General features: G+C 59.6%; 16 protein-coding genes. 9 read left to right on the top strand and 7 right to left on the bottom strand.

Annotated elements, in window-relative coordinates; genetic code table 11:
- Window positions 1-14: 14 nt before the first annotated feature.
- Window positions 15-674 carry a carbonic anhydrase gene (locus ACQ4OE_RS09525; RefSeq protein WP_430946478.1) on the bottom strand — a complete coding sequence of 220 codons (660 nt, stop codon included), beginning with the start codon at window positions 672-674 and terminating at the stop codon, window positions 15-17.
- 59 nt (window positions 675-733) lie between these two features.
- Window positions 734-1201, bottom strand: a complete 468-nt coding sequence (gene cynS / locus ACQ4OE_RS09530; protein ID WP_430946479.1) for a cyanase — start codon at window positions 1199-1201, stop codon at window positions 734-736.
- A gap of 119 nt (window positions 1202-1320) precedes the next feature.
- Between cynS and cynR the strand changes: the two genes are divergently transcribed.
- Window positions 1321-2202: a transcriptional regulator CynR gene (gene cynR / locus ACQ4OE_RS09535; RefSeq protein WP_430946480.1), complete on the top strand. Its 882-nt coding sequence runs from the start codon at window positions 1321-1323 to the stop codon at window positions 2200-2202.
- Between the two features lie 98 nt (window positions 2203-2300).
- Here the strand turns inward: cynR and ACQ4OE_RS09540 are convergent, their stop codons facing one another.
- The 3 genes from ACQ4OE_RS09540 to ACQ4OE_RS09550 form a co-directional block, all read right to left on the bottom strand.
- Window positions 2301-2630 (bottom strand): hypothetical protein, encoded by a 330-nt coding sequence (locus ACQ4OE_RS09540; RefSeq protein WP_122594161.1) that lies wholly within the window; start codon window positions 2628-2630, stop codon window positions 2301-2303.
- A gap of 510 nt (window positions 2631-3140) precedes the next feature.
- Window positions 3141-3644, bottom strand: coding sequence for a GNAT family N-acetyltransferase (locus ACQ4OE_RS09545; protein ID WP_430946481.1), 504 nt, complete (start codon window positions 3642-3644; stop codon window positions 3141-3143).
- A gap of 48 nt (window positions 3645-3692) precedes the next feature.
- A complete protein-coding gene (locus tag ACQ4OE_RS09550; RefSeq protein ID WP_430946482.1) occupies window positions 3693-5636 on the bottom strand; it encodes a DNA topoisomerase III in 1944 nt (647 codons plus the stop codon).
- Window positions 5637-5866: 230 nt separating this feature from the next.
- On the opposite strand from ACQ4OE_RS09550, the gene ACQ4OE_RS09555 reads away from it, so the two are divergent.
- A complete protein-coding gene (locus ACQ4OE_RS09555; RefSeq protein ID WP_430946483.1) occupies window positions 5867-6235 on the top strand; it encodes a DUF427 domain-containing protein in 369 nt (122 codons plus the stop codon).
- 47 nt (window positions 6236-6282) lie between these two features.
- Here the strand turns inward: ACQ4OE_RS09555 and ACQ4OE_RS09560 are convergent, their stop codons facing one another.
- Window positions 6283-7905 (bottom strand): MFS transporter, encoded by a 1623-nt coding sequence (locus ACQ4OE_RS09560; RefSeq protein ID WP_430946484.1) that lies wholly within the window; start codon window positions 7903-7905, stop codon window positions 6283-6285.
- 134 nt (window positions 7906-8039) lie between these two features.
- On the bottom strand, window positions 8040-9701 hold the full coding sequence (locus ACQ4OE_RS09565) for a GMC family oxidoreductase (RefSeq protein WP_430946485.1): 1662 nt from the start codon (window positions 9699-9701) through the stop codon (window positions 8040-8042).
- 133 nt (window positions 9702-9834) lie between these two features.
- On the opposite strand from ACQ4OE_RS09565, the gene ACQ4OE_RS09570 reads away from it, so the two are divergent.
- From ACQ4OE_RS09570 to ACQ4OE_RS09600, 7 genes are all read left to right on the top strand, one after another.
- The gene (locus ACQ4OE_RS09570; protein ID WP_430946486.1) at window positions 9835-10740 is read left to right on the top strand and encodes a LysR family transcriptional regulator; all 906 of its coding nucleotides are present in this window, start codon (window positions 9835-9837) and stop codon (window positions 10738-10740) included.
- 74 nt (window positions 10741-10814) lie between these two features.
- Entirely contained in the window at window positions 10815-11267 is a 453-nt protein-coding gene (locus ACQ4OE_RS09575; RefSeq protein WP_430946487.1) for a GNAT family N-acetyltransferase, read from the top strand.
- Window positions 11242-11703: a VOC family protein gene (locus ACQ4OE_RS09580; protein WP_430946488.1), complete on the top strand. Its 462-nt coding sequence runs from the start codon at window positions 11242-11244 to the stop codon at window positions 11701-11703. The genes ACQ4OE_RS09575 and ACQ4OE_RS09580 overlap by 26 nt, the downstream gene beginning before the upstream one ends.
- A gap of 135 nt (window positions 11704-11838) precedes the next feature.
- Window positions 11839-12186: a metalloregulator ArsR/SmtB family transcription factor gene (locus ACQ4OE_RS09585; protein WP_430946489.1), complete on the top strand. Its 348-nt coding sequence runs from the start codon at window positions 11839-11841 to the stop codon at window positions 12184-12186.
- A 13-nt stretch (window positions 12187-12199) separates the two neighbouring features.
- Window positions 12200-12670 (top strand): arsenate reductase ArsC, encoded by a 471-nt coding sequence (locus tag ACQ4OE_RS09590; protein ID WP_430946490.1) that lies wholly within the window; start codon window positions 12200-12202, stop codon window positions 12668-12670.
- A gap of 12 nt (window positions 12671-12682) precedes the next feature.
- Window positions 12683-13375 (top strand): arsenical resistance protein ArsH, encoded by a 693-nt coding sequence (arsH, locus tag ACQ4OE_RS09595; protein ID WP_430946491.1) that lies wholly within the window; start codon window positions 12683-12685, stop codon window positions 13373-13375.
- A 139-nt stretch (window positions 13376-13514) separates the two neighbouring features.
- Entirely contained in the window at window positions 13515-14777 is a 1263-nt protein-coding gene (locus ACQ4OE_RS09600) for an MFS transporter (RefSeq protein WP_122594171.1), read from the top strand.
- The last annotated feature ends 9 nt before the right edge of the window (window positions 14778-14786 follow it).

The raw sequence follows: 14786 nt of genomic DNA on the forward strand, positions 1-14786 counted from the left end.
CTACAGGGGGTGTTTCAGGCTGCGTCAGCGCTGTTTGCGTAAACCGCGCAGGTCGTCGGTTGCTCGGCCAGTGGCACAAAGGTACGGCGGTCGGAGGACAGCGCATCGATCGAGCCGGTCTCGATGTCATACACCCAGCCATGCAGGTTCAGCAGGCCTTTCTCCTGAGCCAGACGCACGCTCGGGTGAGTCTGGATATTCGCCAGTTGCGCGATCACGTTTTCGCGCACCATCGAACTCAACTTCGCGGCGTCACTGGCATGGGTGCGCGCCTCATTCATCACCTTCGCCGACTCGGCATGTTGCAGCCAGCCACTGACAGCGGGCAGATGATCCATGCATTTGCACTGCGCAATCGCGGTCATCGCGCCGCAATCGGAGTGGCCGCAGATCACGATGTCGGTCACGCCAAGCACTGCCACGGCATATTCCACCGTCGCCGAAACACCGCCCGGATGCGGGCTGTAGGACGGAACGATATTGCCGGCGTTACGGATGACGAACAGCTCGCCGGGTTCTTGCTGAGTCAGCAGTTCCGGCACTACACGGCTATCAGAGCAGGTGATGAACAGCGTCCCTGGTTGCTGGGTAGTCGCCAGGTGCTTGAACAATTCGCTGCGTTGCGGAAAAGCTTCGTTCTGGAATTTCAGGAAACCGTCGATCAGGGCTTTCATGGGCGTGTTCTCTTTGATGGAGATCGGATGGCCCGCACGCGGGTGCGGGCCGGGGCACATCAGAACGGACGCAGGGGCAGGAATTTGCCGTCGAGGGTGACCACGGCGCGGGAGCCGCCTTCCGGGTCCTCGACTTTCTTGATGTCGAGTTTGAAGTTGATGGCGCTGATGATGCCGTCGCCGAACTGCTCGTGAACCAGCGCTTTAAGGGTGGTGCCGTAGATCTGGATCATCTCGTGGAAACGGTAGATGGTCGGGTCGGTCGGTACACCACTGAGGCTGCCACGCAGAGGGATGATCTGCATCGCCGCGACGTCTTCAGCGCTCAGCTCCAGCTTTTGGCCGACCACTTGCGCGGCGTTTTCCGGCAGTGGGTGTTGGCCAAGAAGGGCGGCAGTAACGTAGGCCAGGCTGAGGCCGGTGCCGTCGGCGAGGTCCTGCCACGACAGATTTTTGCCTGCCTTGGCGTCGAGAATGCGGGTGGTCAGGGCCAGGCTGTTGTCGTTGTAGGCGTGGGACTGTTGCATGGTGACACTCCTTTCAGGGTTGGCTTGCTGTGTGGGAGCCATCTTCTGCCGAATGATTCATAGCGTCCAAGATCGATATACAATGCTTTGCATAAGCCCTGCCTATAGATGGTGTGTCCATGTTGCTGCGACATTTGCGTTATCTGCTGGCCGTCGCCGATCACGGCGGCTTCACTCGCGCGGCGGAGGCGCTGCATGTGTCGCAGCCGACCCTGTCGCAGCAGATCCGCCAACTCGAGGAAACCCTGGGCGTGAACCTGTTCGACCGAACCTCGCGCACGGTCAAACCCACCGATGCTGGCGAGGCTTATATCGAATGTGCGCGGCGGGTATTGGTGGAGCTGGAGGCCGGGAAGCGTGCATTGCATGACGTGAAAGATTTGTCTCGCGGCAGCTTGCGCCTGGCGATGACGCCGACGTTCATGGCGTACCTGGTCGGGCCGTTGGTGCGTGACTTCACCGCGCGTTATCCAGGCATTCATCTGCAGATTTTCGAATTGTCGATGGACGACATCGAGGCGGGGCTGGCGGATGATTCGCTGGACGTCGCGATTGCGTTCACGCCGGTGCGGCATGCGGACATCGAATGCATTCCGGCGTTTACCGAGACGCTGGGGATTATGGTGGGGCGCGAGCATCCGCTCTATGACAGCCACTCGCGGCTGACTGCGGATGACATTGCTTCTTTGGGCTTCGCCTTGTTGGCGCCAGACTTCATCACGCGCTTATCGGTGGATGAGTATTTTCGTCAGCACGGGATTACGCCCAAGGTGCGGATCGAGGTGAACTCGGTGAGTACGTTGCTGGAGGTGGTGCGGTGTTTGCCCATGGCAACCATGTTGCCGCAGGCGATTGCGAGCGAGGATCGGGCGCTGCGCAGGTTAGACGTCGACAGTGATGCGCCGCAGCGTGGGGCGGCGTTGTTGCGGCGCAAGAACAACTATCACAGCGCAGCGGCGGAGGCATTCATGGAGTTGGTGCTGGAAACAAAGAATCATTGAACGGCGCCGTCCCTGTACGAGTGGTGGTTCTGTTCCGGCCAATAAAAAGGGCCTGCTTCTTAATCGGAAGCAGGCCCTTTCTTTATTGAAGTTTAGAGTCAGCAGAACCGATCAATCACCCGAACTTCATTCTTGTTCTGCATCGAGTCCCACGCCTGTTTCAGCGTTTGCAGAACATTACCGATGAAGTCCTTGTCAGCCGCGGCTTTCTTGCCAACATAACCGTGGCCACGGCGGTACATCTTCAGGCGGGCCAGCAGGTTCTGATGGTTACGGTCGAATTCGTCTTCACCAGCATGGGGCGCCAGGCAGTCGATATGCACCTGACCCGACTTGCTGATCCACAGAATATGGCTGTCGTGGCTGTCTTTTTGCGCAGCGAACATACGAGCCAGTTCTTCGATAGTAGGTTGATTGTTCAGATTCATAATATTGCCCCTTGACCAGTTTGGTGATCTTTCAAAGTTGATTCGCTAATACAGGTAGCCCATCGGTTAGTTGATCCCTGGCACCGAAACCAGGACGTCAGCGCTCGCCCGCATGGAGTACGGGGTCGTGCATCTGTTGCATGTAGTCGTGTTGAATAACTGCTACGCAATAGCGTCACAACGAAGAGAAGCAGCGAAAACCGGGAGGCTCCTTGACGACATTTTCAGTGTCGACCACAAGCGTCTTGAGAATTTTCGCCAGCGCTTCTCGTCCTTGTACTGGACGTTCAGGCCAGGTCAGCTTCTTCAATCTGCCTTGTGGGCAGCGTGTATCCGGAAAAAACAACTCGGCGGTCAGACGAGTTTGCTCAAGCGTGTTACCCGTGTTCCCGATCGGGGAACGTCTTCATCATGCAAAAGCAAAACGACGCCGTCAACGGTTTTGTAGTGATTATTTTCAAGCACTACATATTGTCGGACAAAGCTGTTTTGGAATGAGAAAGGATCCGTTCAGGTAACGGAAAAAGGCGTGTGGAGGCAGTAGAACGTGCACGGATAACCGTCCACTTCGCGCTGGTGCCGGGTGAAATCGCCGCCGGTCAATTCAGGGATCAGCCCGGCCCAGAAGCGTTGCGCGGGCAGATTGGCGTTGATATGGAAAATCTGCCATTGACCGGGGATGCGCTTCAAGAGGGCAGAGACGACAAACTGCGCGATGCCTTGGCCACGAAAGCGCCGGGCAATGAAGAAGTAGCCGATATTGTGTTGTGCACCGGCAACATGAACCTCGTCATCGACGGTCACGAAACCCGCCAGTTCGCCGTCGACGTGGATCAGGAATGGTTGAGTGGTCGGGCGGCGCCAGTAGTCGATTTTTGCCTGGATGGAGAAGAAACCGTGCCCGGCGAGTTTCAACGGCAGCCATTCGCTGAAGTCGTACATGTAGAACTGCATAAGGTTTTCGATGATTTGCAGTTCATCGCGTTGAGCGGGGTGCAGATCAATGTTGGGCATGCGCCGAGTTCCTGAAAGTGATGAACCTTGCAGAAACAGTAGCGGGTTTTACCTGGCGGCCGGTTTCGCTGCGCGCTTGCTGGTGCCGGTGGTTTTGCTGCGGGTTGATTTGCGTTTCTTTTTCCACGGTGCAGACGCTTTGCCAGCAGGAGGCGGTCCGCTGATGGTCAGGCTGAGGCTGGAGCAGCGTGCAACCTGTTTGCTCATCCATGCTGCCTGCTTGGTGACGAACTCTTCCAGGCTCATCTCGCCGCTTTGCACCATGTCCAGCGCCTGTTCCCAAATCGCCGTCGTACCAGGATCGGCAATCGCCCGGGGCACCGCGTCGATCAAACTGAACGCGGCGGGCGTGGCGGCCAGCGCCTTGCCGTTTTTCACCAGATAACCGCGATCCAGCAAACCCTGAATGATCGACGCACGGGTGGCTTCAGTGCCGATGCCGGTGGTGTCCTTGAGCTTCTGTTTGAGCAGCGGATCTTCGACCAGTTTGGCGACGTTTTTCATCGCTTTGATCAGATCGCCCTCGGTGTAGGGTTTCGGTGGTTGCGTCCACAGATCCTTGAGTTTCACCGCGGCGATGGCACATTCGACGCCTTGGCTCAGGGCCGGCAACGTTTGCGGGGCAGGGGCTTCGCGGCCCTTGGCCGGTGCGAGCGCCTCTGGCAGGGCGCGCTTCCAGCCCGGCTCGATGATCTGCTTGCCGACCGCGCGCAAGGCTTGGCCGGCGCAATCGAAATCGGCCTGGGTGCGATCGTATTCGTGATTGGGCAGAAACTGCGCCAGGTAACGTGCGCGAATCAGCGTGTAGACCGCGCGGTGCTTGCCGCTCAGGCGTTCGAGATTCTTCGCCGCTGCGGTGGGAATGATGCCGTGGTGCGCGCTGACCTTGGCGTCGTTCCAGGCCCGTGAGCGGCGCTGAGGTTCAAGAAACCCTTGCAGTGCTTCAAGGCCAGGATCGGCCTGACGCAGCGCCGCGAGAATCCCCGGCGCCTCGCTGTGTTGACTCAAGGGCAGGTAGCCGCAATCGCTGCGCGGATACGTGATGACCTTGTAGGTTTCATACAGCGCTTGGGCGATATCGAGCGTTTCCTGCGCACCGAGGCCGAGTTTCTTCGAGCAGACTTCCTGCAAGGTGCCGAGATCGAAGGGCAGGGGCGCCACTTCGCGCATGCGCTCGGTTTTCAGCTTGACCCCCCGTGCACTGGCAGCGCTGCCGATTGCCGCCGCTGCCTGTTGGGCCAATGCCTGATTGAGGCAACGATCCTGATCATCACAAACATCCGACGGCGCGCGCCATTGCGCGGTAAACGGCGTGCCGTTATGCAACAGATCCACATCAATCGCCCAAAACGGCACCGGTACGAAATCGGCAATGCTGCGGTCGCGATCAACAACAAGCCGCAATGTCGGCGTTTGCACCCGACCGACCGGCAGCACCCCTTGATAACCTGACTGTCGCCCGAGCAAGGTGAACAGGCGACTCATGTTCATGCCGATCAACCAGTCTGCCCGCGATCGCCCCAGCGCCGAGTGATACAGGCTGAACGTCTCGGCGCCCGGTTTCAGCGCGGCCAAGGCTTTGCGGATCGAGGCTTCGTCGAGTGCCGACAGCCACAAGCGGCGAATCGGCCCGCGGTAGCGGCAGTGCTCGACCAGTTCCCGGGCGATCATCTCGCCCTCACGGTCGGCGTCGGTGGCGATGATCAGTTCGCTGGCCTCGCCGAGCAGGCGTTTCACCGCTTTGTACTGGCTGGCGGTGCGCGGCTTGACGGTCATCTTCCACTTGTCCGGAATGATCGGCAGATCCGCCAGTACCCAGCGCTTGTAGCGTGCGTCATAAGCATCCGGCGGAGCGGTTTCGAGCAAGTGGCCGATGCACCAGGTCACCGTGACATCCGTTCCCAGCCAGCAGCCGTCGCCCCGACGCTTGGCGCCGAGCACGGCCGCAATGTCTTTGGCCTGGGAGGGTTTTTCACAGAGGTACAGCCGCATAACCACCATCGTCGATCAAGGTCGGAACAGGCGCACAGAATGGCTGGACTTGAAGCGTGGGGCAACTTTTATCTGTATGGATATACAGATAAAACGTTGCGGGAAATCTCGCGGAGACCCTCGCGGTGGCGGAGCGCCGGGTCATTGGCCGTTCGGCTGTAAGTCCACCCGCATCGGCACCTATGGGCTATACCTGAATCGGTCTCTTCGCCGTACACAGGAGAACCCCAATGAAAACCTCTGGCCCCAGTCCCGTCATCAACCTCGAGCAGCTTGCCGGCTGCCTGCTGGTGAAATTCCACGGCATCCAGGTCGCCGCGTCTTCCCACGTTCTGGTCCTCAACGAAGCCAATTACCCGCCGGTCTATTACGTCCCTCGCGAAGACATCGACGCTAAGTATTTCGCCCGCACCGATCACACCAGTTATTGCCCGTACAAGGGCGATGCCAATTACTTCAGCCTGCAAGTGCCGGGGCATGAGGGCGCGAACGCCGTGTGGACTTATGAGAACCCGAAAGTGTCGGTGGCGCCGATCCGCGACTACGTGGCGTTTTATCCGGATCAGGTGAAGTTCGAGGTGATCAAGGCTGAGGCCTGACAAAAAAAATGGCGAGGGAGCAAAATCCCTCGCCACTTCGAACGCGTTTAGTTCTTGTCGAGATCGATATTCTTCGTCTCACGCAAACAGATCATCCCCACCACCAGGCTGACCCCGGTAATCAGCACCGGATACCACAGCCCGTAGAAAATATCCCCGGTGTACACCACCAGCGCAAATGACACCGTCGGCAGGAACCCGCCGAACCAGCCATTGCCGATGTGGTACGGCAGCGACATCGAGGTGTAGCGAATGCGCGTCGGGAACAGTTCGACCATCAGCGCCGCGAGCGGGCCGTAGCACATGGCGCTGATGATGATCAGCGCCACGATCAGGGCGACGATCATCGGCTTGTTGATCTGCTGCAAATCCGCCTGTTGCGGGTAACCGGCGAGGGTGATCGCACCGCGCAATGCCGCTTCATCATAGCCGTCGAGTTTTACGTCGCCGACGCTGATTTGTACCGCACTGCCAGCCGGCGCAGCGACGCTCGAGTAAGGCAGGCCTTGCTTGACCAGAAAGGTTTTCGCCTTGTCGCAGGGGCTGTCGAATTTGGCTTTGCCGACCGGATCGAACTGAAAGGTGCAGGTTGCCGGATCCGCCATCACGGTGATCGGCGCCTGACGGCTGGCTTGATCGATCGCCGGGTTGGCGTAGTGCGCGAGGGATTTGAAGATCGGAAAGTACAGCGCCGTGGCCAGCAACAGACCAAGCATCAGCACCGGTTTACGCCCGACCTTGTCCGACAGCCAGCCGAAAATGATAAAGAACGGCGCGCCGATCACCACGCTGATGATCAGCAAGGTGTTGGCCACCGCCGGGTCCATTTTCAGGAACTGGGTGAGGAAGAACAGCACGTAGAACTGCGCGGCGTAAAAAGTCACCGCTTGCCCGGCGTTGATGCTGAACAGAGCGATCAGCACGACTTTGAGGTTGTCCCATTTGCCGAAGGATTCGCGGATCGGCGCTTTCGAGGTTTTGCCTTCCTCTTTCATTTTCAGGTAGGCGGGCGACTCGTGCAGGCTCAGGCGAATCCAGGTGGAAATACCCAGCAGCACGATCGACAGCAGGAACGGAATGCGCCAGCCCCAGACTTCAAACTGATCGCCGGTGAAATAGCGGCAACCGAGCACCACCAGCAGCGACAGCAGCAGACCGAGGGTCGCGGTGGACTGAATCCAGCTAGTGTGGAAACCGCGTTTGCCGATGGGCGCGTGTTCCGCCACGTAGGTCGCCGCGCCGCCGTATTCGCCGCCGAGCGCCAAACCCTGGAGCATGCGCAGCACCACCAGAATGATCGGCGCGGCGATGCCGATGCTGGCGTAGGTCGGCAGCAGACCGACGCAGAAGGTCGCGACACCCATCAGAATGATCGTCGCGAGAAAGGTGTATTTGCGCCCGATCATGTCCCCCAACCGACCGAACACCAACGCTCCGAACGGCCGCACGATAAAGCCTGCGGCGAAGGCCATCAGCGCAAAGATGAACGCCGTGGTGTCGTTGACCCCGGCGAAAAACTGTTTGCTGATCACCGCCGCGAGGGCGCCGTAGAGGAAGAAGTCATACCACTCGAACACCGTGCCCAGCGATGAGGCGAAGATGACTTTGCGTGTATCCGGGCTGGTTTCCGCGCTGCGCACGGCGTCCAGCGGCTGAGCGTGTTCTGACATATCGGTATCCCTCACAGTGATTGTTTTTGTTGTTCCACTGGTGTTGCGTGTCCGGGTGATGCGCGATGCCGTGATTCTGCTGTTGATTATTGTGGGAGCGAGCCTGCTCGCGAAGGCATCGTGTCAGTCAACGTTTATGTTGAATGTGCTACCGCATTCGCGAGCAGGCTCGCTCCCACATTTGGACTGTGTACAGGTCCAGCCAGGATCAGCTGTGCAGCCTTCTCCGCAATCATCAGCGTAGGCGAACATGTATTGCCCGAGGTGATGCGCGGCATGATCGAAGCGTCGGCGATGCGCAAACCGGGCACGCCGTGAACGCGCAATTGCGCATCGACCACCGCCTCGCCGTCATTGCCCATGCGACAGGTGCCGACCGGGTGGAAAATCGTTGTGCCGATGGTCGCCGCCGCTTGCTGCAGTTCCTCTTCACTTTGCAGACTCGCGCCGGGCAGGTATTCCACCGGTTTGAACCCTTGCAGGGCAGGCGCGTTGACGATGCGGCGGGTCAGGCGAATCGCATCTGCCGCGACGCGCAAATCTTCCGGATGGCTCAAATAGTTGGGCTGAATCAGCGGCGCTTCCTGGGGATTCGCCGAACGGATTTCGATCCGCCCACGACTCTGCGGACGCAAATCGCACACCGACGCGGTGAAGGCCGGGAAGCTGTGCAACGGTTCGCCAAAGCGCTCCAGCGACAGTGGCTGCACGTGATATTCCAGATTCGACGAGGTCTGCTCCGGCCCCGACCGCGCAAACGCGCCCAGCTGACTTGGCGCCATCGACAACGGCCCGCTGCGGTCATACAGATAACGCAGGCCCATGCCCATCTTGCCCCACACGCTACCGGCGATCTGGTTCAGCGTACGGGCGTTTTCCAGTTTGTAGATCAGGCGCAATTGCAGGTGATCCTGCAGGTTGCCGCCAACACCCGGCAGCTCGTGAATCACGCCGATACCCAAACGTTCGAGCAGCGGTCGCGGGCCAATCCCGGAGCGCTGCAGAATGCTCGGAGACCCCACGGAGCCCGCGCACAAGACAATCTCCTTGCGCGCCTTGAACTGTTTGGTCTGACCTTCGTGCCGCGCGCTGATTCTCGAAGCGCGACCGTCCTCCAGCAGAACCCGATCCACCTCAACCCCGGTCAGTACCGTCAGATTCGGGCGGTTACGCACCGGTTTCAAAAACGCCTTGGCCGCATTCCAACGCACCCCGGCCTTCTGATTGACCTGAAAGTAGCCGCAACCCTCGTTGTCGCCCTGATTGAAATCGTCGATGCTGGCGATGCCGCTTTGCTCGGCAGCGTTGCGAAACGCGTCGAGAATCGGCCACGACAAGCGCTGTTGCTCCACTCGCCATTCACCCTTGGCACCGTGAAAATCAGCGGCGCCGGCGAAGTGGTTTTCGCTCTGTTTGAACAGCGGCAGCACATCCTTCCAGGCCCAGCCCGGGTTGCCCTCGGCCGCCCAGCCGTCATAGTCGTTGGCCTGGCCGCGCATGTAGATCATGCCGTTGATGGAAGAACAGCCGCCCAGCACTTTGCCGCGCGGATAACTCAGCGCGCGGCCATTGAGGCCGGGTTGTTGTTCGGTCTTGAAGCACCAGTCGGTGCGCGGATTGCCGATGCAGAACAGGTAACCGACAGGGATGTGAATCCAGGCATAGTTGTCGCGTCCGCCGGCTTCGAGCAGCAACACGCGCTGCTGCGGATCCGCCGACAGCCGATTGGCCAGCAGGCACCCGGCAGGGCCGGCGCCGACCACGATGTAGTCATATTCATCGAGGGAAGTCTGCATTCCCTGACCTCGCTTTTTGTTTTTATTGTCGGACACTCTAGTTGTTAGCTTTCGTCAAAAGAATGTTAGTTTTTGCGCAGCCGCTGTGCGTTTTCGAACAGCCTCACTAGACGATAGCCGACAAGGACACGCCATGTTCGACTGGAACGACCTGCGGTTTTTTCTCGAACTGCAACGCAGTGGCCGCCTGCTCACCGCCGCCCGCCGCCTCAACACCACGCACGCCACCGTCGCCCGCCACATCGAAGCCATCGAAAAAAGCCTCGGCACTGCGCTGTTCGTCCAGCATGCGCAAGGCTATGAGATGACCCCGGCGGGGGAGGCGCTGCTCAAGCATGCGGAGGCCATGGAGAATGTGGCGTTGTTGGCTCAGGAAGAAATCACCCAGTCGACCGCGCCGTTGGGCAAGATTCGCGTCGGTGTCACCGAAGGGCTGGGCATCAAGTTTCTCGCCAGTCGCATGATTGGCTTGTTCGAGCGCTATCCGGGACTGGAAGTGGAGCTGGTCGCGGTGCCGAGGTTTGTCAGCATCCTCAACCGCGAGGCCGAAATCAGCATTCATCTGGAGCGTCCGGCGGCGGACATGCTGGTCACGCGCAAACTTACTGACTATCGCTTGGCGTTGTACGCGAGCCAGGCCTACCTCGATAAAGCCCCGCCACTGCAAAGCCGTGAAGACCTCGGGCGGCATGCGTGGATCGGTTATGTCGATGATTTGCTGTTCAGTCAGGAGCTGATGTTTCTCAACAGTTTCTGCCGCAGCCCTCGCGTCGTGTTCCACAGCACCAGCGTCATCGCCCAGCAGGAAGCGGCGCGCTCAGGATTGGGGATAGCGGTTTTACCGTGCTACATGGCCGAGTCGGATCCGGATCTGGTTCCATTGCTGCCGGATGAAAGTATCGAGCGCAGCTACTGGATCAGCACGCGGCGCGAGTTGCACAAATCGGTGCGGTTGCGGGTGGTCTGGGATTATGTGGTGGGGTTGTGTGAGGCGGAGCAGGGGTTGCTGCTGGGCAGATCGAAGCCCGGCATCCGTTAATCGTTTTGGCTGTGCTGGTGTTGGCGCCGCTTTTGCTTGAATACCTCCAAGGCCCTTGGCAATGGAGAGCAGCAATGAGGGAATGGCTTACCGTTCGCGACATCAATGCGGACACCTTGAAGGCTATCAGTGAAGGCGTCTTACAGCATGGCCGAGCCTTGTCTGAGGCGCGCGGCGGGCAAGCTGAATCCATCGCCTGTGCGCTGATGGAGGAGGGAACACTGATCGGCGGGGCTACAGGCAGAACCGAATTCCGGCGCCTGTTCGTCAATTACCTGTGGATCGACGCGCAATGGCGCGGAACGGGGCTGGGTACGCAGGCGTTGCACAAGCTCGAGGCGTTAGCGATTGAAAGGGCATGCGTGGATGCCTTGATCGAAACGCTGGATGACGACGTCGCACGGTGGTACATCCGTTGCGGATATAGATTGATCGCGCATGTGCCTGAGTACTGCGGCCCGTGGAGTCGTCATACGCTCTTGAAAACGCTTAACGGAACCAATGGAAACGCCGCCGATGAGCAGTAGCGATCTGAGCAGTACACCCAAAACCGGCATGCTTCATCACGTTGAAATCAACGTCTCATCGCTGGAAGTCTCGCTGCGTTTTTGGCAGCCGTTGCTCTTGATGCTGGGTTATACGCAGCATCAAAACTGGCAAGCCGGGCGCAGCTTTATTCTCAACGGCACCTACCTGGTGTTCGTTCAGGCCAGCGATCTGCAACAGGGCTTTAACCGCCGGGGCGTGGGCTTGAATCATCTGGCGTTCCAGGCGGGTTCACAGGCGCAAGTGGAGGAAATGGCGGATTGGCTGCGAACGTCCGGTTTTCGTCTTCTCTACGAGAGCGTCTATCCGTACGCCGGCGGCCCGGAGCACTACGCCCTCTACTGTGAGGACCCGGACAAGATCAAAGTGGAGATCGTCGCGCCGGTGGTGCATGCACACCTTCAATCCCTTTCCTAGGACCGGCAGGAATGATGTCGCGAGCGGCGAGTGAAAACCGTTGCTCCTGCGAGACTTTGGCAAGAATGAACTTCTTCGTTGATTAATATACGGATATCCGTATATTCGGATTTCCGTATGTGTTGAGTCCCTCCGATGATCTCCCCCACCGAAGTCTTCAAGAGCCTCGCTGACGAAACCCGCGTCCGCGCCATGCTGCTCATCGCCGATCAAGGTGAGCTCTGCGTCTGCGAGTTGATGTGCGCACTCGGCGACAGCCAGCCGAAAATCAGCCGCCACCTCGCGCAACTGCGCAGCAATAGTTTGCTGCTTGATCGCCGTCAGGGTCAGTGGGTCTATTACCGCCTCAACCCGGAGCTGCCAGCGTGGGTTCGCGAAATTCTGCAAGTGACGTCCAAAGCCAACGCCGATTGGCTCCAGGACAATGCCGCGCGCCTGCAGAACATGGACGGTCGTCCGGTTCGCGAAACCGCCTGCTGCTGAGAAAGAAAAAACCATGCTAATTCTGTTTATGTGCACCGCCAACAGCTGCCGCAGCATCCTGTCCGAAGCCATGTTCAATCATCTGGCGCGCCCCGGATTCGAGGCCGTGAGTTCCGGAAGTTTCCCCAAGGGCCAAGTGTTGCCGCGCAGCCTATCGACGCTGCAACAGGCCGGCATTGCCATCGATGGCTTATCCAGCAAAGGCAATGACGCGTTCGAAGAGAATCCGCCAGATATTGTCATCACCGTCTGCGACAAGGCCGCCGGTGAGAGCTGCCCGGTGTATTTCGGCCCCGCGCTAAAAGCCCATTGGGGGCTGGCAGATCCCTCGGATGTGATCGGCGACGATGCCGCCGTGGACGCGGCATTTACTGCCACCCTGGCGATCATCGAGCGGCGCTGCGCGACTTTTCTCGGCCTGCCATTCAAAGCACTCAGCCGCGCTGAACTTCAGCGTGAGCTGGATCGTATCGGCTCTCTCTGAGCTGGAGGACATATGTCAGAACAACTGCCCCATCTTGATCATTCGCTGTTCGAAGGAGCGTCCCCTTTGGGCGAACACAAACCACGCATCCTGCTGCTCTACGGCTCGACCCGCGAACGCTCGTTCAGCCGTTTGCTGGTAGAAGAGGCCGCGCGCCTGCTCGAACACTTCGGTGCCGAAACACGCATCTTCAACCCGTCCGGTCTGCCGCTGCCCGACGACGTTCCGGTCGACCATCCCAAGGTTCAGGAGCTGCGCAATCTGGTGCTGTGGTCGGAAGGGCAGGTGTGGTGTTCACCCGAACGTCACGGCGCCATGTCTGCCGTGTTCAAGGCGCAGATCGACTGGGTCCCGCTGGAGCTCGGTGCCGTGCGCCCGACACAGGGCAAAACCCTTGCGGTGATGCAGGTCTGCGGCGGGTCGCAGTCGTTCAACGTAGTTAACCAGTTGCGCGTGCTGGGCCGCTGGATGCGCATGTTCACCATCCCCAACCAATCCTCGGTGCCCAAGGCCTACATGGAATTCGACGAGGCAGGGCGGATGAAACCGTCGCCGTTCTACGACCGTGTGGTTGACGTGATGGAGGAGTTGGTGAAGTTCACTGTGTTGTTGCGCGATCAGCAGACGCATCTGGTCGACCGCTACTCCGAACGCAAGGAAAGCGCCGAGCAACTGATGGCCCGGGTAAACCAGCGATCGATTTGAGCCAGCCAAGCTGCCCGTCGGGTATTGGCCGAGCGGCGAATTGCTGACGATCCCTGCAACTAAGTCCCCGCGCCACAGGTCATTCAATCAGCGGAGGTTGATTCAATTCGCACGACCTCGAACACCGAAGACGCTGCCCGTGGCCACTCATCTCGATCGTCGCAACAACCTGTCACTCGACAGTCTGAATTTCTTCCTCGCCGACGTGCGCGACGGGCTCGGTCCTTATCTGGCGATTTACCTGTTGGCGGTTCACCACTGGGACCCGGCCAGCATTGGTCTGGTCATGACCATCGCCGGGATCGCCGCGCTCATCACGCAAACGCCTGCGGGTGCGCTGGTCGATAACACGCGGCGTAAACGCGCCATCATCATTATTGCCGCGTTGCTGGTGACCGGCAGTTGTCTGCTGCTGCCGTTCGTGACGTCGTTCAGTCTGGTGGCGTTGACCCAGGCCCTCAGCGCTGTCGCCGCATCGGTTTTCGCCCCGGCCATTTCGGCGATCACCTTGGGGATCACCGGGCCGCGCGCCTTCACCCGACGCACGGGCCGTAACGAAACTTTCAACCACGCCGGCAACGCCTGCGCAGCGCTGTTGGCCGGGTTGTTCGCCTATCTGTTCGGGCCGGTCGCGGTGTTTTATCTGATGGCGGCGATGGCGGTTGCCAGCGTCGTCGCTGTCTCGTTTGTATCGCCAGAAGCCATCGACCACGATGTGGCCAGGGGGCTGGATCCGGGCGGCGCGGGGCATGGCACGCAACCGTCGGGTTTGTCAGTGCTGCTGACCAATAAACCGCTGCTGATGTTTGCCGTGTGCTGCGCGTTGTTTCACCTGGCGAACGCCGCAATGCTGCCGCTGGTGAGCCAGAAACTGGCGCAGGCCAATCTGCAGATGGCCACGCCACTGACGTCCGCCTGCATTGTTGCCGCCCAATTGGTGATGGTGCCGGTCGCGATGCTGGTTGGCGCCAAGGCCGATGTCTGGGGACGCAAGCCGCTGCTGCTCGCAGGCTTTCTGATCTTGCCGCTGCGGGGCGTGCTGTATGTCCTGTCTGACGACCCGTATTGGCTGGTCGCCGTGCAATTGCTCGACGGCGTTGGCGCGGGGATTTTCGGCGCACTGTTTCCGGTGGTGGTTAAAGATCTGACGTTGGGCACTGGGCATTTCAATGTCAGCCTCGGCGCACTCTCGACCGCGTTCGGCCTGGGCGCGGCATTGAGTAACGGCTTGGCCGGATTCGTCGTGCAGGCGGCGGGGTACAGCGCCGCATTCCTGACGTTGGCGGCAGTTGCGGCGGTGGCGTTGGTGCTGCTTTGGTTCGCTGTGCCGGAGACGATGCAGCGTTCAACGGCGGAAGCGGATGTGCGCCAGAACGACTTGCCGCCCGCGACAGTGCCCTGAAGACTGCCC

The organism is Pseudomonas sp. WC2 (genome assembly GCF_050586545.1).
Classification (GTDB): domain Bacteria; phylum Pseudomonadota; class Gammaproteobacteria; order Pseudomonadales; family Pseudomonadaceae; genus Aquipseudomonas.